Origin of the sequence: Flexivirga sp. (assembly GCF_051955415.1) — a bacterium.
GTDB lineage: Bacteria > Actinomycetota > Actinomycetes > Actinomycetales > Dermatophilaceae > Flexivirga.
Genome location: NZ_JBQCGS010000051.1, coordinates 1 through 22,565, shown reverse-complemented (window position 1 = coordinate 22,565; position 22,565 = coordinate 1). Strand labels below are relative to the sequence as shown.

The window sequence follows — 22,565 nt, the reverse complement described above, 5'->3', positions numbered from 1 at the left end:
CCTCCGGCCCGGTCACGCATCCACACCCGCGGTGATCGACCGTCCGCGACCCTGGTGCGCGGCCACAGGCTCGCCGTATGACATCCAGCCTGCACGGCATCGGCGAGCTCATCGCCTACCTGCCCTACCAACTCGGATTCCTGCCCCGGGACTGCCTCGTCGTGATCGGCCTGCGCGACCGGCGCACGGTCCTCACGGCGCGGTTCGACCGACCGGACAGCTGCGACGCCGTGGCGTTCGCGAAGCACATCGCCACCACGTTCGGCAGGCACGATCCGGACGAGCTGGTCGTGCTCTGTTACGACGCGTCCGGGGCCGCCGACCAGCTGTTCCTGCAGGAGTTGGGCGACCTGCTGCGCGCAGCCGGCGCAGAGCTGTCGCACGTCGCACATGTGCGGGGCGAGGCTGCGACCTGGCGCGCCGAGCGATGCTCGTGTCACCGCTGCCCGTGCACATGGTCGCCGGTCCCGCCGGCCACCCGCGTCGCACCGGTGGCCGAGCAGGTGCAGCGCGGCGTGACCCCGGCCGCCGACCGTGCCGACCTCGCGCACCGCTTCGACGTGCGCCATCCATTGGTGGCCGCAGCGGTCGGGCATCGGCTCGGCGAGCCGGCCGAGGTGCACAGCGCCGAGGTGCTGCCGCGTGTGCTGCTCGAGCAACAGACGCCCGTGCATCAGCTCCCGGTCGACGTGCTGGCCGACGCCACCACGGCCGTGGCCGCGATCGTGGTCCGCGACCAGGTGCTGTCCTGGCTGATGCCGCAGTTCCTGCCGGCGGAGCTGGTCGAGGCCGAAGCGCCGGTCGATCCGCACCACCTCGGCCTGCCGCCGCTCTGGTTGCGTGAGCTCGATCCGTTCGACGATCCGGTGGACCGCGTCGCCGAGCGACTGGAGGAGTGGGTCGGGTGCATCCCGCAGTCGTGGAGTGTCCCGGTGCTGCTGCTCGCCGCCGCCATCCGATGGGTCACCGGCAACGGGGTGCTCGCGTCCTTCGCTGTCGACCGCGCGCTGCAGGTCGAGCCCGACTGCCGGCTGGCCCAGTTGTTCGACGCGGCGCTGCAGGCCGGGCTGCGCCCGACACCAGCTCAGCAACGGCCTGCCTAAGATCACCCCCACGAAATTCCTCCCCCGCTCCGGCACCCCACGACGTTTCTTCCCCGCCAGCTCCTCCGAATACTGCGCGGGAGCCCGATTCTCTCGGGTCGCTATGTCGCGGGTCCTGGGTGGAACGCCCGACCCGTGAGATGCGCGGGCGACGGCTTCGTCCCGCCCAGACGGTTTTGCTACCGTTGTATCCGTCATGAGTCCCAGCGTTCGCTGACCTTCGCGGCCACGAACACAGCCCCGGCTGGCTGGGCGGCAACCCTCCACCGCGGTGGGGTGCCCCGGGTGAAGACAGGGTCGACCGTGCACGGCGGTCGGCAAGCGCGGGGCCGGCGAGCCCCAAGGGGCACGCAAGGAGTGGGCCGGATGAGCGCCATACGGACGGCGACGACGCAGACCTCACGCACGCCATTACGCACCGGGTCACCGGTGCAGTGGTGCGCACCGCCGCCGGATGCCAACCCCGACGCCCGCGCGATCCGCCTCACCGACGTGCCGTTGGAGAGCGGTGCCGTGCTGCCCGAGGTGGTCGTCACCTTCCAGACCTGGGGGCGACTGTCCTCCCGTGCCGACAACGCCGTGCTGGTCGAACACGCATTGACCGGTGACTCGCACGTCGTGGGGGAGCCCGGCCCCGGGCAGCCGACGGCGGGCTGGTGGCCCGGCCTGATCGGCTCCGGACGGCCGTTGGACACCGACGAGCTGTATGTCGTCGCCGTCAACGTGCTCGGCGGGTGCCGCGGCACCACCGGGCCGGGTTCGCCCGCCCCGGACGGCAGGGCGTGGGGATCGCGCTTCCCGCGCACCACCGTGCGCGACCAGGTGATGATCGAGGCGGCGGTCGCCGACGCGCTCGGCATCGCCGACTGGTTCCTGGTGCTCGGCGGGTCGATGGGCGGCATGCGCACCATCGAGTGGGCCGCCGGTCATCCGCAGCGCACCCGTGCTGCGCTGGTCATCGCCAGCGCTGCACAGGCCACCGGGGACCAGATCGCGTGGGGTCAGGCACAGACGTTGGCCATCACCTCCGACCCCGGGTACGCCGGTGGCGACTACTACGGCACGGGCGTCATACCGAGTGACGGGCTGGGTATCGCTCGCCGGATCGCCCACGCGACCTACCGCAGCGCCGACGAGTTCAACACCCGGTTCGGCACGCGGCCACAGGATCAGGAGGACCCGCTGGACGGCGGCCGGTTCGCAGTGGAGAGCTACCTGGACCACCAGGCCGGCAAACTCGTCGCCCGCTTCGACGCCGGCGCCTACGTGCAGCTCACCGCGGCGATGGCGACCCATGACGTCACCCGCGGGCGCGGCAGCCTGGCGGAGGTGCTCGGCGGCTACCCGGGACTGTTGCGTGTCGCCGCCGTCGACTCCGACCGGCTCTTCCCGGTGGAGTTGTCCGAGCAGATCGTGGCCGCACACGGCCGCGGACGGGTCCGGCTGATGCGTTCACGGCACGGGCACGACGGGTTCCTCATCGAGACCGATCAGATCGCGGCGATCGTCTCCGAGGCCGTGGCCGATGCACGGCGCGAGCAGGTCCGCGTGCCCGTCGCCGGTTGAGCGCCGGCCGGATGTGAGCTTGGCCACCAGGCTGCTCGCCCCGCCGGCGGATCGGTCCGGTAGCGTCGTCGGTACGTCCGAGACGTGAGCGACCCGATGGGAAGAGGTGATCGCGCAGTGGCTGTCGTGGTGGGGTACGTACCGACCAGGGAAGGCGCCGCGGCGCTGCGCCGAGCAGCCGCGGAAGCGGCCGTGCGCCATACCCCCTTGGTGGTGCTGGACTCGGCGCACAGCGAGGGGCAGGACCAGACCCCGGACGCTCGCGCGCAGCTGGCCGAGTTGGCCGACCAGGACGTCAGTTACGAGGTGCGCACCGTCGGTCCCGGCGAGGATGCCACGGAGGAACTCCTGCGCATCGCGGAGGAGGAGTCCGCCGATCTGTTGGTGATCGGGCTCCGGCGCCGGTCGCCGGTCGGCAAGCTGATCCTGGGCGCGAACGCCCAGCGCATCCTGCTGGATGCTGCCTGCCCGGTGCTGGCGGTCAAGCCCGCCGAGTGAGCGGACCGAGCCCCGGAAAGGGGCCGATGGAATGTTCCACGCCCCGAATCGTTTTATAATGGTGTGGAAGCGCTCGTGACCGAGCCGGACCAGCCGGTGTGACGGTCGCTTCGAAACCCCAACCTCGGTCAGCCGTCAACCCCGGACGGCAACGTAGTGGTGTCCGTGCACCTGCGTCCGTGCATCCAGTGCCCGTGCACGGCTGACCGACAGTTTCGGAAGGTAGTTGGTGGACCCAGTGGCGAAGACCCCCGGAGCGCCGGCATTGCCGGCGGAGTTCGCGCACCCGGCGCTGCAGCAGCTGATGGCAGTCGGACAGGCGAACGGCTCGATCGACAGCTCGCAGCTGAAGGATGCCCTGGAGGCCAGTGAGATCGCGCCGCAGCGGATGAAGACCGTGCTGCGTGCGCTGGATGAGCACGGCATCGCCGTCACGCTCGACTCCGAGACCGCCGCTCGTGCCGTGGCGACCACCACCACCCGTCGCAGCACCAGCCAGAAGGCCGCCAAGAGCGCTGCCAAGAAGACCACGGCCGCCAAGGGCGACGACCCGAAGCCGGCGAAGAAGGCCGCCGCCAAGAAGACGGCCGCCAAGAAGAGCGCCGACGACGTCGACACCGACGCGCTCGAGAGCGATGCACCGGACGACGCGATGGATGACGCGAAGCCGGCCAAGAAGGCCGCCGCGAAGAAGACCACCGCCAAGCGGTCCGCGGCGCGCAAGAAGACCGACGACCTCGACGTCGCCGAGGACGAGGCGCCGGACGCCAAGGACCTCAAGGACGACGAGGCGGAGGAGTCCGACGCGTTCGTCATCCGCCAGGACGACGAGGACGACGCACCGGCCCAGCAAGTCGTCACCGCCGGTGCAACGGCCGACCCGGTTAAGGACTACCTGAAGCAGATCGGCAAGGTCGCTCTGCTCAACGCGGAGCAAGAGGTCGAGCTCGCCAAGCGCATCGAGGCCGGCCTGTTCGCCGAGGAGAAGCTCAACGCCGGCGAGAAGATCGAGATGAAGCTCAAGCGCGAGCTGTGGTGGATCGCGCAGGACGGCAAGAAGGCCAAGAATCACCTGCTCGAGGCCAACCTGCGCCTCGTGGTCTCGCTCGCCAAGCGCTACACCGGTCGCGGCATGCTCTTCCTCGACCTCATCCAGGAAGGCAACCTCGGCCTGATCCGTGCGGTCGAGAAGTTCGACTACACCAAGGGCTACAAGTTCTCGACGTACGCGACCTGGTGGATCCGACAGGCCATCACCCGCGCGATGGCCGACCAGGCGCGCACCATCCGCATCCCGGTGCACATGGTCGAGGTCATCAACAAGCTGGCCCGGGTGCAGCGGCAGATGCTGCAGGACCTCGGGCGCGAACCCACTCCGGAGGAGCTCGCCAAGGAGCTCGACATGACCCCGGAGAAGGTCGTCGAGGTGCAGAAGTACGGCCGCGAGCCCATCTCGCTGCACACCCCGCTCGGCGAGGACGGCGACAGTGAGTTCGGCGACCTGATCGAGGACTCCGAGGCCGTGGTGCCCGCCGACGCAGTCAGTTTCACCCTGCTGCAGGAGCAGTTGCACTCCGTCCTGGACACCCTCTCCGAGCGTGAGGCCGGCGTCGTGTCGATGCGTTTCGGCCTGACCGACGGCCAGCCCAAGACGCTCGACGAGATCGGCAAGGTCTACGGCGTCACCCGGGAACGGATCCGGCAGATCGAGTCCAAGACGATGAGCAAGCTGCGGCACCCGTCGCGCTCCCAGGTGCTGCGCGACTACCTGGACTGAATCTTCTGCTGCGACTCCTCGCAGCACGCAGAACGGCCCCGGCGAACAAGTTCGTCCGGGGCCGTTCTGCGTGCTGGTCGTCGTCTCCGCAGCTGCCGGCGTGGCCGGAAATGCGTGACTAACCGGCAACGGTCGCTGCTTCGGGGGCGGATCGGCCGGAAATGCGTGACTCACCAGCAACGGTCGCTGGTTTGGGTGCCGGCGTGGCCGGAAATGCGTGACTAACCAGCAACGGTCGCTGCTTCGGGGCCGAATCGGCCGGAAATGCGTGCATAACCGGCAACGGTCGCTGGTTTGGGTGCCGGTCCGACGCCCGCGACCGCTCAGCGGCGCCGGTGTATGCCGAACAGGCGCGCCGGCCCGCGGGCGATCCGCGCGACACCACGCCGGAAGACCGCCCGGCCGGACGCCGGCAGCACCGCGGCGGCGATGCGCTGGGGCCACGACTGTTGCCGGCGCACCCCGTCCAGGATGAGCCGGGACTGCCGGTCGATCGTGCTGGGTGAGGTGCCCGGGGCGGCATACCGCTCCTGCTCGAGGGTCGACATCGCCGAGTGCAGTGCCTCCAGCCCGGCCGGGGGCAAGGCGGCGCGGGAGCGGTAGTAGCGCTCGGTCGCGCGCGGGGACCGCTCCTCCTGCGGTGGCGGGATGCCCAGATCGCCGAGCCGGCTCTGCAACACCTGCCACTGCGCCTCGACCGGCCGGTGCTCGCGCAGCCGCGCACTGATCGATTCGCGCTGCCGACGGGCGAGCAGGGGGAGCACGAGGGCACCCAGTAGGCCGACCGCCAGCACGAGCAGGGCGATCACCAGATTGCCCCACCAGTCGATGTGTTGACCGCCCGCGGCGGTCCGCGCAGCCGTCGACCTCGAAGGGGCCGCGGACGACGAGGACGGCGCCGCCGAGGACGACTTCGGTGCCGTGGACTTCGCCGACGGGGCATGGCCACCGCCGGCCGGGCCGGTGACCGCGGTCGTGTAGCTCGGCGGCGCGCCGGTGCGGTCACCGGGCGTGGGTTCGAAGCGCGTCCAGCCCATACCGGGCAGATACAGCTCCGGCCAGGCGTGTGCACTGGACTGCATCACCGTGTAGGTGTCGTTCGCGGCCGGGTTGCCGGGCAGGAAGCCCAGCGCCATCCGCGCGGGTATGCCGTCCGCCCGGGCCAGCATGATCATTGCCGTCGCGAACTGCGTGCAGTAGCCCTTCTTGGTGACCAGGAAATTGGACAACGGATCGAGCTTCTTGCCGTCCACCCGTTGCGTGGGTGCGAGCGTCAGGGAATAGACGAAGTCGCCCGAGCGCAGGTAGTCCTGGATCCGCACGGCCTGGTCGAAGGAATTCTTGCCGCCGAGTCGCCCGGCCAGAGCTCGCACCCGCGCCGCGGACTTCGGGTCGACCTGCAGCGTCGAACCGAACTGCTGCCGGTCGATCCGGCGTCCCGGCTGGTAGGCGTCCTGCTGCGGGATCCGGTAGTCCAACTCGTAGGACTTCACCGACCGGGTCACATACGGCTGTTGGGTGGTCGGGGAGTAGCCCCACTTGGTCTGCCCGAAGTCGCCGGACTCGATCGGGAACGGCACCGGCACGTTCGGCGCGGTCATCGTGTTGTCGGTGACCTGCAGATGCTCGACATACGCGCTGTCCGTGCGGGCCGCACCGGCCGGCGGGGGCAGCGGCTTGCCATCGGTGCCCATGATCAGTCCGCTCGGCCCGGGGAAGTCCTTCCACTCGCCGTCGGAGTAAATGCCGCCCGCGGTGACCCGCAGCGGCGGCGGGGACAGGTCGGTGGTCTTGAAGGTGAGGACCGGCGAACCGTCGGTCTTGCGCAGGTCCTTGGCCAGATTGACCGTGGTGCTGAACGCCACGACTCCGCTGCCGCCACTGCCACCGCGACCGAGCCCCTTCGCGAAGTAGTGCGGGTCCGGATGCGGCAGGAACACCGGCACGATCAGCGCCAACGCGATCGTGGCGATGCCGAGCGCGCGCGCCGCCGACGCCAGACCGGTGAGGCCGAGTTGGTCCTCGTGCAGGGTCGGGGTGAGCGCGCGCGCCCGCACCGACGACCAGCTGCGGACCAGCACGCCGCTGCCGTGCGCCAGCATCGTCAGCCAGGCCACCGCGAGCAGGATGAAGAACACCGGGTTGAGCGCCGCGCCCGAGTTGGACGTGGACAGCATGTAGATGACCATCATCGGCACGCCGGCCAGCGCCGGCTGCCGTGCGGTCACCGCCAGGAAATCGGTGCCGATCGCCAGCCCCGGCACGATCAGCTCGAGCATCATCAACAGCCCGGGGGTGACCGGGGCCGGCACCGACGACTGTCGCACCGTGTCGTGCGCCTCCTGCACCAGATCCTGTATGGCGGAGATCAGCGTCGAGTCCAGATGGTCGTGGACGTTGAGCAGCAGCACCACCGCGACCAGCGCGAGCACCTGCACCGCCAGCACCCCACCCGCCGAGGCCCGCGTGGTGCGCATGCCCGCACCGACCAGCCCGACGAAGGCACACAGCACCAGCAGCGCCCACAGCCACGAACCGCCCTCCAGCAAGGTGGTCAGGGGCCACAGCGCGACCACCGAGCCCAGCAGCGCCAGCCCCGACTCGCTCCAGCGCGCCCGGGCGATCACAAGGACCCCACCTGCACCAGGGCCTTGTTGGTGACCGTGGCCCATGCCTGCCGGATCGGCAGCTTCGCGTCGACGATCTCCACCCGCCACCCGGCGGCGGCGAGCTGATCGCGCACCCGCAACGCGGCCTCGCTCGGGCCGTCGCCTGCTTCGGCGTCGCGGGCGCCGGCGAAGCTGGCGCTGTCGAGCACGAAGCCGAGCGCGGCGGCGTTCGGCTGGCGCAGCCCGGCCAGTTCGGCGCCGGTGTCGTCGTCACCGGCCGCGACGATCGCGGCGACCAGCCCTCCGGTCGTGACCCGGTCGTGCCCGGCGGACAGCACCCGGGTGAAGTCCTGGTCGGTGCCCAGGGCCACGGACGCCAGATCCTCGATCATCTCGGGCGTCGACCGCTCGATCAGGTCGGTGTGGCTCGCCTGCAGCGACTCCCGCGTCACCAGCTGGGTCCGGTAGCCCAGCTCGTCCAGGCGCACCAGGATCGAGGCGACGGCACTCACTGCCCATTCGAACGAGCCGGCCGCACCGGTGCCGCCGTGCGCCGACTCCCGTGGGTCGAGCAGCACCAGGGCCGAGCGCCGCGCGGGGCGGTCCTCCTGGCGCACCATCAGCTCGCCGCGGTGTGCGGTCGCCGGCCAATGGACCTTCCGCAGGTCGTCACCGTCGTGGTAGTTGCGGATGCTGACGTCCTCCTCGCCGTGCAACGCCACCATCTGCGGGGTCTCCCCGTCGTTGCCCACGCCCGACCCGGGCGGGTGCGACGCGCCGAGCGGGACCACCCGTGGCAGCACCAGCAGTTCGTCGGTGCTGTCCAGTGACCCGGTCACGTAGGTCAGCCCGAAGGGATCGCGCTGCGCCAGGGTCACCGGGCCGAGCGTGTACCGCCCGCGCAGGTGGCTGCGCACGACATACGAGACCTCGCGCGTCGCGCCCGGCTCCAGCCGGGCGACGACGAACCGCGGCCGGTCGCCGAGGACGTAGTCGATGCGTTCCTCGGCCAGGTAGAGCCGGCTGGAGCGCTGGTCGACGTTGGTGAACGTCACTCGCACCTCGGTGCGTTCGTCGGGCACCGCGGTCCGCGGCGTGACCGTGCGGCGCACCTCGATCCGCGGTGCCACGCGGCGGGCGAAGATCAGCGCCAACAGCGCGAGCACGACCAGCAGCACGCCCACCCGGACGATGTCCTCGAAGCCGAGGAAGAGTCCGGCCGCGGCGAGTACCACGCCCGCGGTGAGGAACCCACGGCCGAGTCCGGTGAACGTATGCCGCCGAGGTCGCGCCATCAGCGCACGCCGGAGGGCACCGCCACGCGTCGCACGATCTCGGCGAGCACTCCGCCGACACCACGATGCAGGTGCTGGTTGTCGCTGGACAGGATCACTCGGTGCGCGAGCACCGGCTCGATGAGTCGCTGCACGTCCTCGGGTATGACGTGGTCGCGCCCGGAGAGGGCGGCCGCTGCCCGAGCCGCGCGCAGCAGTTGCAGTGACGCCCGTGGCGAGGCGCCGAGCCGCAGTGCACTGCTGCCGCGGGTGGCCGCGGAGATGTCGACGATGTATTGCCGCAGGGCGGGGCTGGCGTGCACCTGCGCCACCCGGCGCGCCATCCGCTCGACGGTCGCGCCGTCGGCCACCGGGGTGAGCCGCTCCAGCGGCGATAGGCCGCCATGCACGTCGAGCATCTGCAGCTCCGCCCCCGGCGTGGGATAGCCCATCGAGATGCGCGCCATGAAGCGGTCACGCTGCGCCTCCGGCAACGGGTAGGTGCCCTCCATCTCGATGGGGTTCTGGGTGGCCATCACCATGAACGGTGCGCGCAGCCGGTAGGTGTCGCCGTCGACGGTGACCTGACCCTCCTCCATGCACTCCAGCAGCGCCGACTGCGTCTTGGGGGAGGCCCGGTTGATCTCGTCGCCGACCACGATGTTGGCGAAGATGGCGCCGCGGCGGAACTCGAAGGTGCGGGTGTCCTGATTGAACACGCTCACCCCCGTGACGTCGCTGGGCAGCAGGTCCGGGGTGAACTGGATGCGGCGCATCGGCGAGTCGATCGACCGCGCCAGGGCCTTGGCCAGCATGGTCTTGCCGACTCCCGGCACGTCCTCCAGCAGCAGGTGACCGCCGGCGAGCAGCACGACGACCGCCGTCTGGATGACCTCCGACTTGCCCTCGATCACCGAGGACACCGCCCGGTGGATGTCGTTCGCGACCTGCCGGACATCGTCGATGGTGGTGGTCTGTGCGGTGGCGGCGCCGGTCTCCGGGGTGACGGAGTCGGTGTCGGTGGTGGAGGACATGACTCGATCCTGCCTGATGGGCGCCCACCCTTGGACCTGATTCGGGCAACGACGCGATCCAATCGTTGCGTCCGACTCTACTCGTGCGCCACCGCCCGATCGCGCGCCTGCTCGGCCGGCCGCGCCGGTGTCGTCCCGGCGGCGTTCCACCCGGCGTTCGCGGCCGGCTCCCCACTTCTCCCCACCCTCCGGCGGCGTATGGCGCTCGCCGGCCTGACGACGCGCAATCGCGCGGAATCCGCGGCGCACTCCCAGCCGGTGAGCACCGTCGCGGGGTCCGAGGAGACCGATCTCGTGAGATTTCTCCCCACCCCGCCTCACCTCCGCTGACCTGCGAGAACACCGCAGGATGCGGCGCGGTGCCGACCGATCGGGGCGACAGGTGGGGGGAAGTGGAGTAGAGTGGGGCCAGTTGGTGAGGAGCGGTTCTTCGCGTGCGGCAGAGGAGGAGGTGCGATGCATGTTTCTCGGCACGTACACCCCTCGGTTGGACGAGAAGGGACGACTGGCGCTCCCGGCAAAATTCCGCGAGAAGCTCGCCGGCGGCCTGGTCGTCACCCGGGGGCAGGAGCGCTGTCTCTACGTGTTCGCCATGGCTGACTTCGAGCGGCTCACCGCGCAGATGAGCAATACCCCGGTCACCAACCGAGCGGTTCGCAACTTCCAGCGCGTGCTGCTGTCCGCGGCCTCGGACGAGATCCCCGACAAGCAGGGCCGCGTGACCATCCCCGCGGTGCTGCGTGACTACGCCGGACTGTCCAAGGACTGCACCGTCATCGGCACCGGCAACCGGGTCGAGGTGTGGGACACCGCCGCCTGGAACGACTTCCTCGCTGCCACCGAGGACGACTTCGCCGATCAGGGCGAGGAGGTGATCCCTGGCGGGCTGTTCTGACCCTCGGCCTCCATCCGCTTCTCGGGCGGGCGATTCCGGCACACCTTCCCCGGTGCCGGACTCACCGACTCCGACCGTTCGAGCGGCTGGGGACCAAGGCTCAGAAAGGCCCGTCGGGTTTCGCCATGCAGATATTCACCACGCACACGACCGCGCAGAAGGAGCAGGGTGTGACCGCAGGGGGCGCAGCCGACCGGCACACGCCGGTGCTCGCCGCCCGCATCACCGCCCTGCTCGCACCCGCGCTGGATCACCCCGGTGCCGTCTTCCTGGACGGCACCCTCGGCATGGGCGGCCACACCGAGGCGATCCTGTCGGCCTGCCCGACCGTGACCGTCTACGGCGTCGACCGCGACACCGACGCCCTCCGGCTGGCGGGGGACCGGCTGGCGTCATACGGCGACCGCTTCCAGCCCGTGCACGCCGTGTATGACGACGCGATCGAGGCGCTCGCCGAGCGCGGCGTGACCGCGATCGACGGCGCACTCTTCGACCTGGGTGTGTCCTCGCTGCAGCTGGACGAGACCGGCCGCGGTTTCGCCTACCGCGTCGATGCACCGCTGGACATGCGGATGGACCAGACGACCGGCCCGACCGCCGCCGACGTGCTCAACAGCTATTCCGCGGCCGACCTCGCCCGCATCCTGCGCGTCTACGGCGAGGAGCGGTTCGCCCGCAAGATCGCCGCCGCCGTGGTGCGCGAGCGCGAACGCGCGCCGTTCACCGACTCGGCCCGGCTGGTGGAGCTGCTGCGACGGGTGATCCCGGCCGCGTCCCAGCGCGCCGGCGGCCACCCGGGCAAGCGCACCTTCCAGGCCCTGCGCATCGAGGTCAACCGCGAACTGGCCGCGTGGGAGGCCGCGCTGCCGGAGGCGATCGACGCCCTCGCCGTGGGGGGACGGATCGCGGTGCTCTCCTACCACTCGCTGGAGGACCGCATCACCAAACGCAACCTCACCGCCGGCGCCACCAGCACGGCACCGCCGGACCTGCCCGTCGAGCTGCCCGAGCACGCGCCCTACCTGAAGCTGCTCACCCGCGGCGCCGAGCAGCCCCCCGAGCAGGAAATATCCGCCAACCCGCGCGCGGCGTCCGCACGCTTGCGCGCCGCCGAACGTATCCTCCCCACACACCGTGGGGTCCAGCAGTCCAGAATGAAGGGACTCTCGAGATGAGCCAGCTGACCGCCCTCCCACGGCCTGCGACACGGGCCGCCCGACCGGCTCGCCCTGCCTCGCGTGGCGCACGCAGCGCCGCGCCGGCCGCGCCCCGGCTGCGCGTCGTCGAGACCAAGGATGCGGCAGAGCACACCGGTGTCGGGTTCGTCGTGCTGTGCGTCCTGCTGCTGGTCCTCGGGCTCCTCTCGTTGCTGTTGCTCAACACCAACCGCGCGCAGGAGTCGTTCGCGATCGACAAGCTGCAGTCGAAGGCGGCGGCACTGACCGACCAGCAGCAGCAGCTGTCCAGCGAGATCGACGCGCAGTCGGCTCCGCAACAACTGGCGCTGCGCGCGCAGAAGATGGGTCTGGCGCCGGCGGCCAAGATCCGCTACGTCCGCAAGGCCGATGGCAAGATGCTCGGCGTGGCGAAACGGTCCGGCAAGGACTCCACGTTTACGGTGGGCACGCTGCCGTCGACACCCGCTTCGCGGGCCGCGGGCACGGCCGTCAGCACCGCCTCGGCAGGGTTGCTGGTGTCCAAGCCCAAGACCCTCACGGTGGAGAAGGCCAAGCCCGAGAAGTCGACCTCCGCCGCTGCGGCGAAGGGCGGCAAGACGTCCGAAAAGTCAACGAAGTCAACAAAATCCACGCAATCCACGCAATCCCAGCAGTCCACGGCGCCGGCTTCCGGAGCGGGCACATCCGCCACGTCCCCGTCCTCCGGCACGTCCCACAGCTCGTCCACGAAGTAGCCGACCCTCGCGAGGTAGACAGTGACCACGTCCCGACGCCCCGGTGCGCGCCCGCCGCGTCCCAGTGGTTCGGCTCGGGTGTCGGGGGGAAGCTCCCGCACCACCCCGAGGAGCGGCGCGGGGAAGCGCGCGGCCGGGACCGTCGGCAGCGGCGCGCGCCAACGGCCGGCTCGCGCCGAGGAGCACACCGCACGCAGCCACACCCCGCATGCGGCCAAGGCGTCGACCGCGCCACCGGCGCGGCCGCGTCGTCCCGTCGGGCTCGGCGTCGGCCACCCCCGGCGGCGTGCCCGCCTGCTGATGGTCGCGACCCTGATCGTCTTCAGCCTCTTCGGCGCCCAACTGTTGCGCATCCAGGGCTTCAACGCGCAGAGCGTGTCGCGTGACGTGCTCGCGTCCCGGCTGAACACCTCGGTGCTGCCCGCGTCCCGCGGCTCGATCGTCGGCGCGAACGGCGTGGTGCTGGCGGCCAGCCTCGACCGGGTCAACGTGACCGACGACCCGACCGCGACGGTGACCTACAAGAAGCGGGTCGACGGCCAGGTCGTCGAGGTCGGTCTCGCCGGCGCCGCGATCGACATCGCCGACGCGATCGGTGCCGAACCACAGCCGATCCTGGACGCCATGCAACAGGCCGCCAAACGCAAGTCGCGCTTCACCTACCTGCTCAAGGGCATCACCCCGCAGCAGTGGCGCCAGATCGCCCAGCTCGGCATACCGGGCGTCTACAGCGAGGCCAGCACCGAGCGCGACTACCCGCAGGGCACCTCGCTGGCGCCGTTGCTCGGCTGGGTCAACGGCAGCGGTCAGGGCGGCGGCGGCGTCGAGCAGATGGAGCAGAAGGCGCTCAACGGCACCCCCGGCAAGCACGTCTACGAGCAGGCGCCCGACGGCACGGTGATCGCCACCGGCGACAACCAGGACACTCCGGCGGTGGACGGCAAGGACGTCCAGCTGACCATCGACAACGACCTGCAGTGGTACTCCCAGAACGCCATCGCCGAGGCGGTCAAGCAGTCCGGTTCGCTGTCCGGTGAGGTCGTGGTCATGGACACCCAGCAAAACCTCAAGGCGGTCGCCAGCTATCCCAGCTTCGACAACAACAACGTCGCCGCGGCGCAGGCCGGCGAGCTGCAGTCCAAGCCGTTCACCCAGGCCTACGAGCCCGGTTCGACCAGCAAGGTCATCACCATGGCCGCGCTGCTCGAGCGCGGGAAGTCCACCCCGACCACCCACGTCGTCGTGCCGCCGACCCTGACCCGCGCCGGGGAGACCTTCCACGACGCCGAGAAGCACGGCACCGAACACCTGACCCTGGCCGGTGTGCTGTCGCAGTCGTCCAACATCGGCACGATGATCGAGGGCAGCAAACTCGACAAGGGCACCCTCTACCACTTCATGCGCGCCTTCGGCCTCGGCCAGACCTCCGGCATCGGCTTCCCCGGTGAGTCGCAGGGCGTCTTGGCGCCCTACAAGAACTGGAGCGCCAGCCAGCGCTTCACGGTGATGTTCGGCCAGGGTCTGGCGACGACCGCGGTCCAGGAGGCGTCGGTGTTCGCGACCGTCGCCAACGGTGGCGTGAAGGAGCCGGTCACACTGATCAAGGGCATCGGCACCGACGGCAACTACACCGCGCCGCAGGACGATCGCAAGCCCACCCGGGTCATCTCGAAGTCGACCGCAGACCAGCTCACCAAGATGATGGAGGGCGTGGTCTCCCAGACAGGCACGGCCAAGGCCGCGGGCGTCGACGGCTACTCGGTGGCCGGCAAGACCGGCACCGCCGACCGCTACGACTCCGCGCTCGGGCGCTACAACGGCGTGACCGCGTCGTTCATCGGCTTCGCACCGGCCAAGAACCCCCGCTACATCGTCGCGGTGACGCTGCAGCGGCCGACCAAGGGCAGCCAGTTCGGCGGCGACGTGGCCGGCCCGGTCTTCTCCAAGATCATGGGCTACGCACTGACCAAGGGCGGCGTGCCGCCCACCGGCAAGCAGGCCTCGCCCTACCCGTTGACCTACGAGCCCGCGGGCAGCCGCAAACCCTGAGAAACAGATGATCGCGTTCACCCTCGAAAACATCGCCACGGTCACCGGCGGCACGCTGCACGGCGAGGACCGGCTGGTCGACGGCCCCGTGGTCACCGACTCGCGCGAGGCACTGCCGGGCAGTCTGTATGTCGCCCGCGTCGGCGAGCACGCCGACGGCCACGACTTCGCCGCCCCCGCCATGACGGCCGGGGCCGTCGGGGTCCTGGGCTCGCGGCCGCTGCCCGGCATACCCACCGTCGTGGTCGCCGACGTGCCGCAGGCCTTCGCCGACCTGGCCCGCGCCGTCGTCGATAAGGCGCCGCAGCTGCGGATCATCGGCATCACCGGCAGCTCCGGCAAGACCTCCACCAAGGACCTGCTCGCACAGGTGCTGGCGCCGGCCGGTGAGACCATCGCACCGGTGGGCTCCTACAACTCCGAGGTCGGCGTGCCGTTGACCGTGTGCCGCGTGACGGCCGGGACCCGCTTCCTGGTCGCCGAGATGGGCGCCACCAACATCGGCAACATCGCCTACCTGACCCGCATCGCACCGCCCTCGATCGGCATCGTGCTCAACGTGGGCACTGCCCACGTGGGGGAGTTCGGCTCCGTCGACGCGATCGCGCAGACCAAGGGCGAGCTCGTCGAAGCGCTGCCGGCCTCCGGCCTGGCGGTGCTCAACGCCGACGACCGCCGGGTGGCCGCGATGGCGGCCCGCACCGACGCACGCGTCGTGACGGTCGGCCGCGGCGACGACGCGCAGGTGCGCGCCACCGACGTCATGCTGGACGACCAGGACCGGCCGTCGTTCACGATCATCGGCCTGGACGGTGTCGAGGCGCTGCCGGTGCGGCTCGGCCTTCACGGCGAGCACCAGGTCGGCAACGCGCTGGCCGTCGCGGTCGCCGCGCGCGAGCTGGGCAACGCGCCGGAGCAGATCGCCGCCGGGCTCGCGGGGGCCCGCCCGGTCAGCCGCTGGCGGATGGAAGTCCACCAGCTGCCCAGCGGCGTGACGCTGATCAACGACGCCTACAACGCCAACCCCGACTCGATGAGCGCGGCGCTGGGCGCGCTGCAGCGGATGGGGCACGGCAGGCGCACCATCGCCGTCCTCGGCGAGATGCGTGAGCTCGGCGACACCAGCCGGCAGGCACACCACGACGTGGGAGCCACCGCGGCCCGGCTCGGCGTCGGTGTCGTGGTGGCCGTCGGCGGGGGAGCCGAGCCCATTGCGGCCGCCGCGCGGGAGGCCGGGGTCTCGGTCCGTCTCGCCGCCGACGTGGAGGAAGCGCACCGGATCGTGATGCAACTCTTGGCGCCGTCAGACGTCATACTCTTCAAGTCAAGTCGTGATTCCGGCCTGCGATACCTCGGGGACCGGATCACTGTCGAGCAAGGTGGGTACCTCCAAGAACATGGACCGACGCATGCGTAGGCCCCGAAACGCGCCCGTCCCCGGAGGTCGGCTCCGGTGAAACTCGTACTCATCGGAGCGCTCGTCGCGCTCGTCATCGGGCTGCTCGGCACCCGGGCGTTCATCAAGCTGGCGGTCCGCAAGGGCTGGGGCCAGTTCGTCCGCGACGACGGACCGACCAGTCACCACACCAAGCGCGGAACGCCCCAGATGGGCGGCACGGTCATCATCGCCGGTTCGGTGCTCGGCTATGCGCTGGCGCATCTGCTCACCTGGGACGCGCCCACGGCATCGGGCATGCTGGTGCTCTTCCTGATGGTCGGCCTGGGCTTCGTCGGCTGGCTCGACGACTGGCTGAAGATCTCGCACCAGCGTTCCCTGGGGCTGCGGTCGGCGGAGAAGCTCGTCGGTCAGACGGTCGTGGCGGTCATCTTCGCGATCCTGGCCACCAAGTTCTCCCGCGGCGGCATCACCCCGGCCAGCTACCACATCTCGTTCGTGCGGGACACCTGGGTCAATCTGGCCGCCGGCGGCACGGTGCTGGGCGTCATCCTCTTCGTCATCTGGGCCAACCTGATGATTGCCGGCACGAGCAACGGGGTGAACCTCACCGACGGGCTGGACGGCCAGGCGACCGGCGCCTCGGTGATGGTGTTCGGCGCCTACGTGCTGATCAGCGTCTGGCAGTTCAACCAGAACTGCCAGTTCGTCACCTCCTCCAAGTGCTACGACGTGCGTGACCCGCTCGACCTGGCCGTGGTGTCCGCGTGCGTCATGGGCGCCTGCTTCGGCTTCCTGTGGTGGAACGCCTCACCGGCCAAGATCTTCATGGGCGACACCGGGTCGCTCGGCCTCGGCGGCGCGCTCGCCGGCCTGGCGATCACCACCCGCACCGAACTGCTGGTGATCATCCTCGGCGGCCTCTTCGTGCTGGAGACGATGTCGGTCATCCTGCAGGTCGGCTACTTCAAGCTGACCAAGAGCAGCAACGGCGGCGTCGGCAAGCGGCTGTTCCGGATGACGCCCATCCACCACCACTTCGAACTGCTCGGCTGGGAGCAGATCACCGTGACGATCCGGTTCTGGATCATCTGCGGCCTGTGCGTCGCCGCCGGCCTCGGCATCTTCTACGCCGAATGGATCGTCGGCGGTGTCTGACGGCGGGTCCGACGAGCCGGATGGCGGCCGGCGTGCACTGACGCACCGGGACGCCGACTGGGCGGGTCTGCGGGTCGTCGTGGTCGGCCTGGGCGTCTCCGGCTTCGCCGCCGCGGACGCGCTGATGCAGCGTGACGCCGTCGTCACCGTGGTCAGCCGCGACTCGGGCGGCACGATGGACAAGCGGGCGCAGATCCTGGAGGTCCTCGGGGTCACCGTGCTCTTCGGCGACGACGTGCCGGCTGCCCCGCCCGAGGGCACCCAGCTGGTCGTCACCTCACCGGGGGTCCCGCCCGCCCATCCCTTCCTCGTCGCCGCCGCCGACGCCGGCATCCCGGTGTGGGGGGAGGTCGAGCTGGCCTGGCGGATGCGCCCCGCCGAGGGCGCCGCGCCCTGGCTGACCATCACCGGCACCAACGGCAAGACCACCGCGGTCACCATGCTGGAGTCGATCCTGCAGGCCGCCGGCCTGCGCGCCACGGCCGCCGGGAACGTCGGCACCCCGATCCTGGAGGCGGTGCTGCACCCCGAGCCGTTCCAGGTGCTCGCGGTCGAACTCTCCAGCTTCCAGATCCACTGGTCGGCGAGCCTGTCGCCATACGCCTCGTGCTTGCTGAACGTCACGCCCGACCACCTCGACTGGCACGGTTCGTATGACGAGTACCGGCGCGTCAAGGGCCGGGTCTTCGAGCGGACCCAGGTGGCCGCCGTCTACAACGCGCAGGACCCCACGACCGAGCAACTGCTGATGGACGCCGACGTCGTCGAGGGCTGCCGCGCCATCGGCTTCACCACCGGCACACCGGCGATCTCCATGGTCGGCGTGGTCGACGACGTGCTGGCCGACCGGGCGTTCATCGAGGACCGCCGCACCAGCGCCGCCGAGCTGGCCACCCTGGAGGACCTGACCGTCGACGGCGTGCCGCCCGCGCCGCACTACGTCGCCGACGCGCTGGCCGCGGCCGCGCTGGCGCGTTCGTTCGGCGTCGCGCCCGCGGCGGTCCGGGACGGCCTGCGCGCCTACCGTCCGCAACCGCACCGGGCGCAGGGTGTCGGCCGGGTCGACGACGTGCTCTACATCGACGACTCCAAGGCGACCAATACCGACGCCGCGCTGGCCTCGGTGACCGCCTACGACGACATCGTCTGGATCGCCGGCGGGTTGCTGAAGGGTGCCGACGTCGACGCGCTGGTGCGGGCGGCGGCGCCCCGGCTGCGCGGTGTCGTGCTGCTCGGCCGGGACCGGGCCCGGCTCGCGGACGCATTGCGCCGACACGCGCCCGATGTCCCGGTGGTCGACGTCGCGAGCGCGGACACTGGGGCCATGGCCCAGGTAGTCCGCGCTGCGCAATCGCTCGCCCGGCCCGGTGACGTGGTGCTGCTGGCGCCCGCGGCGGCGTCGATGGACATGTTCGACAACTACGGGGCCCGCGGTGACGCCTTCGCCGCTGCGGTGCGGGATCTGCTGTGACCTCCACGAGTTCCTCCTCGCAGCCGTTCGACCTGTCCCGGTTCCAGCCCAAGAGCCTGATGCGCCGGCTGGAGTCGCCGGTCGCGCCCTACTACCTGTTGCTCGGTTCCACCGGGATGCTGCTGCTGTTCGGCCTGGTGATGGTGCTGTCGGCCTCCAGCGTGACCTCCTACCAGGCGAGCGGCTCGTCATACACCGTCTTCAAGAACCAGGCGATGTATGCCGCGATCGGTGTCGTCGTCGCGGTGATCGCCACCCGGGTGCCGGTCCGCATCTGGAAGTGGCTGGCGCTGCCGGCGTTCACCGGTGCGGTGCTGCTGCAGCTGGCGGTGTTCTCGCCGATCGGGCGCACCGTGCAGGGCAACCGCAACTGGATCGGCCTGGGCAGCTTCACCCTGCAACCGTCCGAGGCCGGCAAGATCGCCGTCATCCTGGTCTCGGCGATGATCCTGACCCGCAAGCGCAAGGTGCTCGGGGAGTGGCGGCACGTGGTGATCCCGCTCTTCCCGATGGCGGCGCTGCTGCTCGGTCTGGTGCTGCTCGGCCACGACCTCGGCACCACGATGGTGCTGGGCGCGATCGTCGGCGCGATCCTGTTCGTCGCCGGTGTGCGGATGCGCCTGTTCGCCGTCGTCGGGGCCTTCGCGGCAGCCGTCGTCGCGGCGTTCGTGGCGACCAACAGCAACCGCACGGGCCGGTTGGACGCCTGGCTGGGCACCTGCATCAACGCGCACACCCAGGGCTGTTACCAGAAGGTGCACGGCCTCTACGCCATGGCCGACGGCGGCTGGTGGGGTGTCGGCCTCGGCGCGAGCCGGGAGAAGTGGTCGTGGCTGCCGGAGGCGCACAACGACTTCATCTTCGCGATCATCGGTGAGGAACTCGGGCTGCCCGGCACGCTGGCCGTCGTCGCGCTGTATGTCGCCCTCGGCTATGCATGTTACCGGCTGATCGTGACCAGCAAGGACTTCTTCGTCCGGCTGGCCACCGCCGGTGTGATGACCTGGATCCTGGTGCAGGCGATGATCAACATCGGCTCGGTCACCGGGCTGCTGCCGATCATCGGTGTGCCGCTGCCGCTGGTCTCCTCCGGTGGCTCGGCGCTGGTCACGACGCTTCTCGCGCTCGGCATCCTGATCTCGTTCGCCCGCAACGAGCCGACCTGCAAGGCGGCGCTGGCCGCCCGGCCCGGCGCGGTGACGCGCACGCTGGCGGTGCTGCCGCGAGGCCGCCGCTGAGCGGGTGATCCGCCCGCCCTCCGAGGCGTCCGGACAACTCGCTACTGTCGTCACTTACTCGCCGGATACGCCGCGAACCGGCGAGTGACTCGCAACTGTCGTCACTTACTCGCCGCAGGCACCGCGAACCGGCGAGCAACTCGCAACTGTCGTCACTTTTTCAGGCACGAGGATCATGAGTCAGCCTTCTCCCCGTTTGAAGTCCGCCCTGCTCGCCGGTGGTGGCACCGCCGGCCACGTGTCGCCGCTGCTGGCGACCGCGGACGCGCTGCGTCGTCGCCACCCCGAGGTGCGGATCACCGTGCTGGGCTCGCACGGCGGGTTGGAGGAGACGCTGGTGCCGGAGCGCGGTTACGACCTGCGGCTCATCGACAAAGTGCCCTTCCCGCGCCGACCGAACGCTGCGGCGGTGCGTTTCCCGGTCGCGTTCCGCCGGGCGCAGCGCGACGCCGCCGCGATCATCCGGGAGGTCGGTGCGCAGGTGGTCGTCGGCTTCGGCGGCTACGTCAGCCCGCCGGCATTCCTGGCCGCCCGGAAGCTGCATGTGCCGATCGTGGTCCACGACGGCAATGCGCTGGCCGGGCTCGCGACCAAACTGGGTTCGCGTTTCAGTCCGTATGTCGCCACGGCCTTCTCGGTCACCAAACTGCCGCATGCGCAGGTGGTCGGGATGCCGTTGCGCCGTGAGATCACCACCCTCGACCGGGCCGCGCTGCGCCCGGAGGCGCTGGCCACGTTCGGGCTGCGTGACGACCTGCCGACGCTGCTGGTCACCGGCGGATCCAGTGGCGCCGTCCGGATCAACGAGCCGGTCGCGGCAGCTGCAGCCGCCTTCCGGTCCGCCGGCGTGCAGGTGCTGCACGTCACCGGCAAGGGCAAGGAGGTCCCCGTCCCCGCCGGTGGACCGGATGAGGCTGCCTACGTGGTGCTGCCGTATGCCGACCGGATGGACCTGGCCTACGCGGCCGCCGACCTGGTCGTCACCCGGTCCGGCGGCAACATGGTGTGCGAGACATCCACCATCGGGTTGCCGGCGATCTTCGTGCCGTTGCCGGTCGGCAACGGCGAGCAGCGTCTGAACGCCGCCGATGTGGTGGACGCCGGAGGAGCGTTGCTCGTCGACAACGACGACTTCACCGCCGATTACGTTGCGCAGCAAGTGATCCCGCTGGCCAAGGACTCGACGCGACTCGAGGCGATGGCGGACGCAGCCCGTGCCCAGGGTCACGGCGACGCCGACGAGCGCTTCGTAGACATGATCGAAGGGGCCGCCGCGCATGGGTGATGGGACCAACCACCGCTTCGACTTCGCCGCGCCGCTCCCGGCATTGGCGGACATCCCCGCCGCGCACCTGATCGCGATCGGCGGATCGGGTATGTCGGGTGTCGCGCGCCTACTACTGGCCGCCGGCGTGCGGGTGTCCGGGTCCGACCGGGGTGACAGCCCCGTGCTGGAGCAGTTGCGCGCCGCGGGTGCCGAGGTGTGGATCGGTCAGACCGCCGAGAGTGCGGGCCGCGTGCCGCAAGACGCCGTCGTGGTGGTGTCGTCGGCCATCGCGGAGGACAACCCCGAGTTGGCGGCGCTTCGTGCCCGTGGCCGGCGGGTGCTGCACCGTGCCCAGGCGCTCGGTGTGCTGATGGCGGGCCGCGCCGCGCTCGCGGTGGCCGGCGCCAACGGCAAGACGACCACCAGCGCGATGGCCACTGTCGCGCTGCGTGCGGTCGGCGCCGATCCGTCGTTCGCCATCGGCGCGCCGATCGCCGGCATCGGTGCCAATTCTGCCGTCGGACAAGGGGATTCGTTCGTCGTCGAAGCCGACGAGAGCGACGGGTCGTTCGTCGTCTACCACCCGCGGGTGGCGATCGTGACCAGCGTCCGGGATGACCACCTGGATTTCTACGGCACCTCCGAGCGCTTGCAGGCGGCGTATGCCGAGTTCGTCGACACCATCCGCGACAGCGGACTGCTCGTCGCGTGTGCCGACGATCCGGGTGCTGCCGCACTGGCGGCCCGGCATCGTGAGCTGGGCCGGCGGGTGGTGACCTACGGTCGGACCGCCGACGCAGACCTGAGGCTGGCCGATGAGTCGGGGACCGGCTTCGACTGGAGCGGGGCGTTGCTGCCCGCTGCCGGAGGCCGGGTTCCGTTGCGGCTGAAGGTTCCCGGCGGGCACAACCTGCAGAACGCCACCGGAGTCGCGCTGGCGCTCACCGAAGGATTCGGATTGCCGCTGGAGCAGGTCGCCGCAGGCCTCGGCGAATTCACCGGATCGGCCCGCCGGCTGGAGCCTCGGGGCGAGGCCGGGGGAGTGCGCGTCATCGACGACTACGCGCACAACCCCGACAAGCTCGACGCCGCGGTGCGGGCCGGGCTGGGACTGCGTGACGGTGGGCGGCTGATCGCGGTGTTCCAGCCGCACCTGTTCTCCCGGACGCAGCACGCCGCAGCGGGTCTGGCGGCCGCGTTGTCGTCGGCCGACGTCGCCGTCGTGCTCGACGTCTACCCGGCGCGTGAGGCGCCGGTGCCCGGAGTGACCGGTCACCGGGTCGCCGCCCACGTGACCGGGGCGCAGGGCGGCTACGCC

The 22,565-nt window shown here is 70.6% G+C and carries 17 protein-coding genes and 1 riboswitch; of the genes, 14 read left to right on the top strand and 3 right to left on the bottom strand.

Annotated features, from left to right (window positions below; genetic code table 11):
- Positions 1-77 precede the first annotated feature (77 nt).
- From ACTHL4_RS08755 to ACTHL4_RS08740, 4 genes are all read left to right on the top strand, one after another.
- Positions 78-1,103 (top strand): DUF4192 domain-containing protein, encoded by a 1,026-nt coding sequence (locus ACTHL4_RS08755; RefSeq protein ID WP_440282368.1) that lies wholly within the window; start codon positions 78-80, stop codon positions 1,101-1,103.
- A gap of 192 nt (positions 1,104-1,295) precedes the next feature.
- A riboswitch (SAM riboswitch) is annotated at positions 1,296-1,433 on the top strand.
- Between the two features lie 36 nt (positions 1,434-1,469).
- Positions 1,470-2,669, top strand: a complete 1,200-nt coding sequence (metX, locus tag ACTHL4_RS08750) for a homoserine O-acetyltransferase MetX (protein ID WP_440282367.1) — start codon at positions 1,470-1,472, stop codon at positions 2,667-2,669.
- 117 nt (positions 2,670-2,786) lie between these two features.
- A complete protein-coding gene (locus ACTHL4_RS08745; protein WP_440282366.1) occupies positions 2,787-3,167 on the top strand; it encodes a universal stress protein in 381 nt (126 codons plus the stop codon).
- Between the two features lie 238 nt (positions 3,168-3,405).
- Positions 3,406-4,944, top strand: coding sequence for an RNA polymerase sigma factor (locus ACTHL4_RS08740; RefSeq protein WP_440282365.1), 1,539 nt, complete (start codon positions 3,406-3,408; stop codon positions 4,942-4,944).
- Positions 4,945-5,267: 323 nt separating this feature from the next.
- Here the strand turns inward: ACTHL4_RS08740 and ACTHL4_RS08735 are convergent, their stop codons facing one another.
- From ACTHL4_RS08735 to ACTHL4_RS08725, 3 genes are read right to left on the bottom strand one after another with little or no spacing between them, the layout of a single operon-like run.
- A complete protein-coding gene (locus ACTHL4_RS08735) occupies positions 5,268-7,571 on the bottom strand; it encodes a transglutaminase family protein (RefSeq protein ID WP_440282364.1) in 2,304 nt (767 codons plus the stop codon).
- The gene (locus ACTHL4_RS08730; RefSeq protein ID WP_440282363.1) at positions 7,568-8,848 is read right to left on the bottom strand and encodes a DUF58 domain-containing protein; all 1,281 of its coding nucleotides are present in this window, start codon (positions 8,846-8,848) and stop codon (positions 7,568-7,570) included. The genes ACTHL4_RS08735 and ACTHL4_RS08730 overlap by 4 nt, the downstream gene beginning before the upstream one ends.
- Complete coding sequence (locus ACTHL4_RS08725) at positions 8,848-9,861, bottom strand: AAA family ATPase (RefSeq protein ID WP_440282362.1); 1,014 nt, start codon at positions 9,859-9,861, stop codon at positions 8,848-8,850. The genes ACTHL4_RS08730 and ACTHL4_RS08725 overlap by 1 nt, the downstream gene beginning before the upstream one ends.
- A 460-nt stretch (positions 9,862-10,321) precedes the next feature.
- On the opposite strand from ACTHL4_RS08725, the gene mraZ reads away from it, so the two are divergent.
- From mraZ to murC, 10 genes are all read left to right on the top strand, one after another.
- Positions 10,322-10,756, top strand: a complete 435-nt coding sequence (mraZ, locus tag ACTHL4_RS08720; protein WP_440282361.1) for a division/cell wall cluster transcriptional repressor MraZ — start codon at positions 10,322-10,324, stop codon at positions 10,754-10,756.
- Positions 10,757-10,881: 125 nt separating this feature from the next.
- Positions 10,882-11,931, top strand: a complete 1,050-nt coding sequence (gene rsmH / locus ACTHL4_RS08715; protein ID WP_440282360.1) for a 16S rRNA (cytosine(1402)-N(4))-methyltransferase RsmH — start codon at positions 10,882-10,884, stop codon at positions 11,929-11,931.
- Positions 11,928-12,668, top strand: a complete 741-nt coding sequence (locus ACTHL4_RS08710) for a hypothetical protein (protein WP_440282359.1) — start codon at positions 11,928-11,930, stop codon at positions 12,666-12,668. Before rsmH ends, ACTHL4_RS08710 begins: the two co-directional genes overlap by 4 nt.
- 78 nt (positions 12,669-12,746) lie before the next feature.
- Entirely contained in the window at positions 12,747-14,717 is a 1,971-nt protein-coding gene (locus tag ACTHL4_RS08705) for a peptidoglycan D,D-transpeptidase FtsI family protein (protein ID WP_440282358.1), read from the top strand.
- Positions 14,718-14,724: 7 nt separating this feature from the next.
- Positions 14,725-16,134, top strand: a complete 1,410-nt coding sequence (locus ACTHL4_RS08700) for a UDP-N-acetylmuramoyl-tripeptide--D-alanyl-D-alanine ligase (RefSeq protein ID WP_440282357.1) — start codon at positions 14,725-14,727, stop codon at positions 16,132-16,134.
- Between the two features lie 36 nt (positions 16,135-16,170).
- A complete protein-coding gene (mraY, locus tag ACTHL4_RS08695; protein WP_440282356.1) occupies positions 16,171-17,271 on the top strand; it encodes a phospho-N-acetylmuramoyl-pentapeptide-transferase in 1,101 nt (366 codons plus the stop codon).
- Positions 17,264-18,742 (top strand): UDP-N-acetylmuramoyl-L-alanine--D-glutamate ligase, encoded by a 1,479-nt coding sequence (gene murD / locus ACTHL4_RS08690; RefSeq protein ID WP_440282355.1) that lies wholly within the window; start codon positions 17,264-17,266, stop codon positions 18,740-18,742. Before mraY ends, murD begins: the two co-directional genes overlap by 8 nt.
- Positions 18,739-19,980, top strand: a complete 1,242-nt coding sequence (gene ftsW, locus ACTHL4_RS08685) for a putative lipid II flippase FtsW (RefSeq protein WP_440282354.1) — start codon at positions 18,739-18,741, stop codon at positions 19,978-19,980. The genes murD and ftsW overlap by 4 nt, the downstream gene beginning before the upstream one ends.
- Before the next feature lie 175 nt (positions 19,981-20,155).
- Positions 20,156-21,265, top strand: coding sequence for an undecaprenyldiphospho-muramoylpentapeptide beta-N-acetylglucosaminyltransferase (gene murG / locus ACTHL4_RS08680; protein WP_440282353.1), 1,110 nt, complete (start codon positions 20,156-20,158; stop codon positions 21,263-21,265).
- Positions 21,258-22,565: UDP-N-acetylmuramate--L-alanine ligase (gene murC, locus ACTHL4_RS08675; RefSeq protein WP_440282352.1), on the top strand; the 1,308-nt coding region annotated here is incomplete at its 3' end. The genes murG and murC, both read left to right, overlap by 8 nt.

Excerpts from the sequence above, each read along its gene's own strand:
- ACTHL4_RS08755 (WP_440282368.1), top strand. The coding sequence starts at position 78 with ATGACATCCAGCCTGCACGGCATCGGCGAGCTCATCGCCTACCTGCCC.
- metX (WP_440282367.1), top strand. The coding sequence starts at position 1,470 with ATGAGCGCCATACGGACGGCGACGACGCAGACCTCACGCACGCCATTA.
- ACTHL4_RS08730 (WP_440282363.1), bottom strand. The coding sequence starts at position 8,848 with ATGGCGCGACCTCGGCGGCATACGTTCACCGGACTCGGCCGTGGGTTC.
- ACTHL4_RS08725 (WP_440282362.1), bottom strand. The coding sequence starts at position 9,861 with ATGTCCTCCACCACCGACACCGACTCCGTCACCCCGGAGACCGGCGCC.
- mraZ (WP_440282361.1), top strand. The coding sequence starts at position 10,322 with ATGTTTCTCGGCACGTACACCCCTCGGTTGGACGAGAAGGGACGACTG.
- rsmH (WP_440282360.1), top strand. The coding sequence starts at position 10,882 with ATGCAGATATTCACCACGCACACGACCGCGCAGAAGGAGCAGGGTGTG.
- ACTHL4_RS08710 (WP_440282359.1), top strand. The coding sequence starts at position 11,928 with ATGAGCCAGCTGACCGCCCTCCCACGGCCTGCGACACGGGCCGCCCGA.
- ACTHL4_RS08700 (WP_440282357.1), top strand. The coding sequence starts at position 14,725 with ATGATCGCGTTCACCCTCGAAAACATCGCCACGGTCACCGGCGGCACG.
- murG (WP_440282353.1), top strand. The coding sequence starts at position 20,156 with ATGAGTCAGCCTTCTCCCCGTTTGAAGTCCGCCCTGCTCGCCGGTGGT.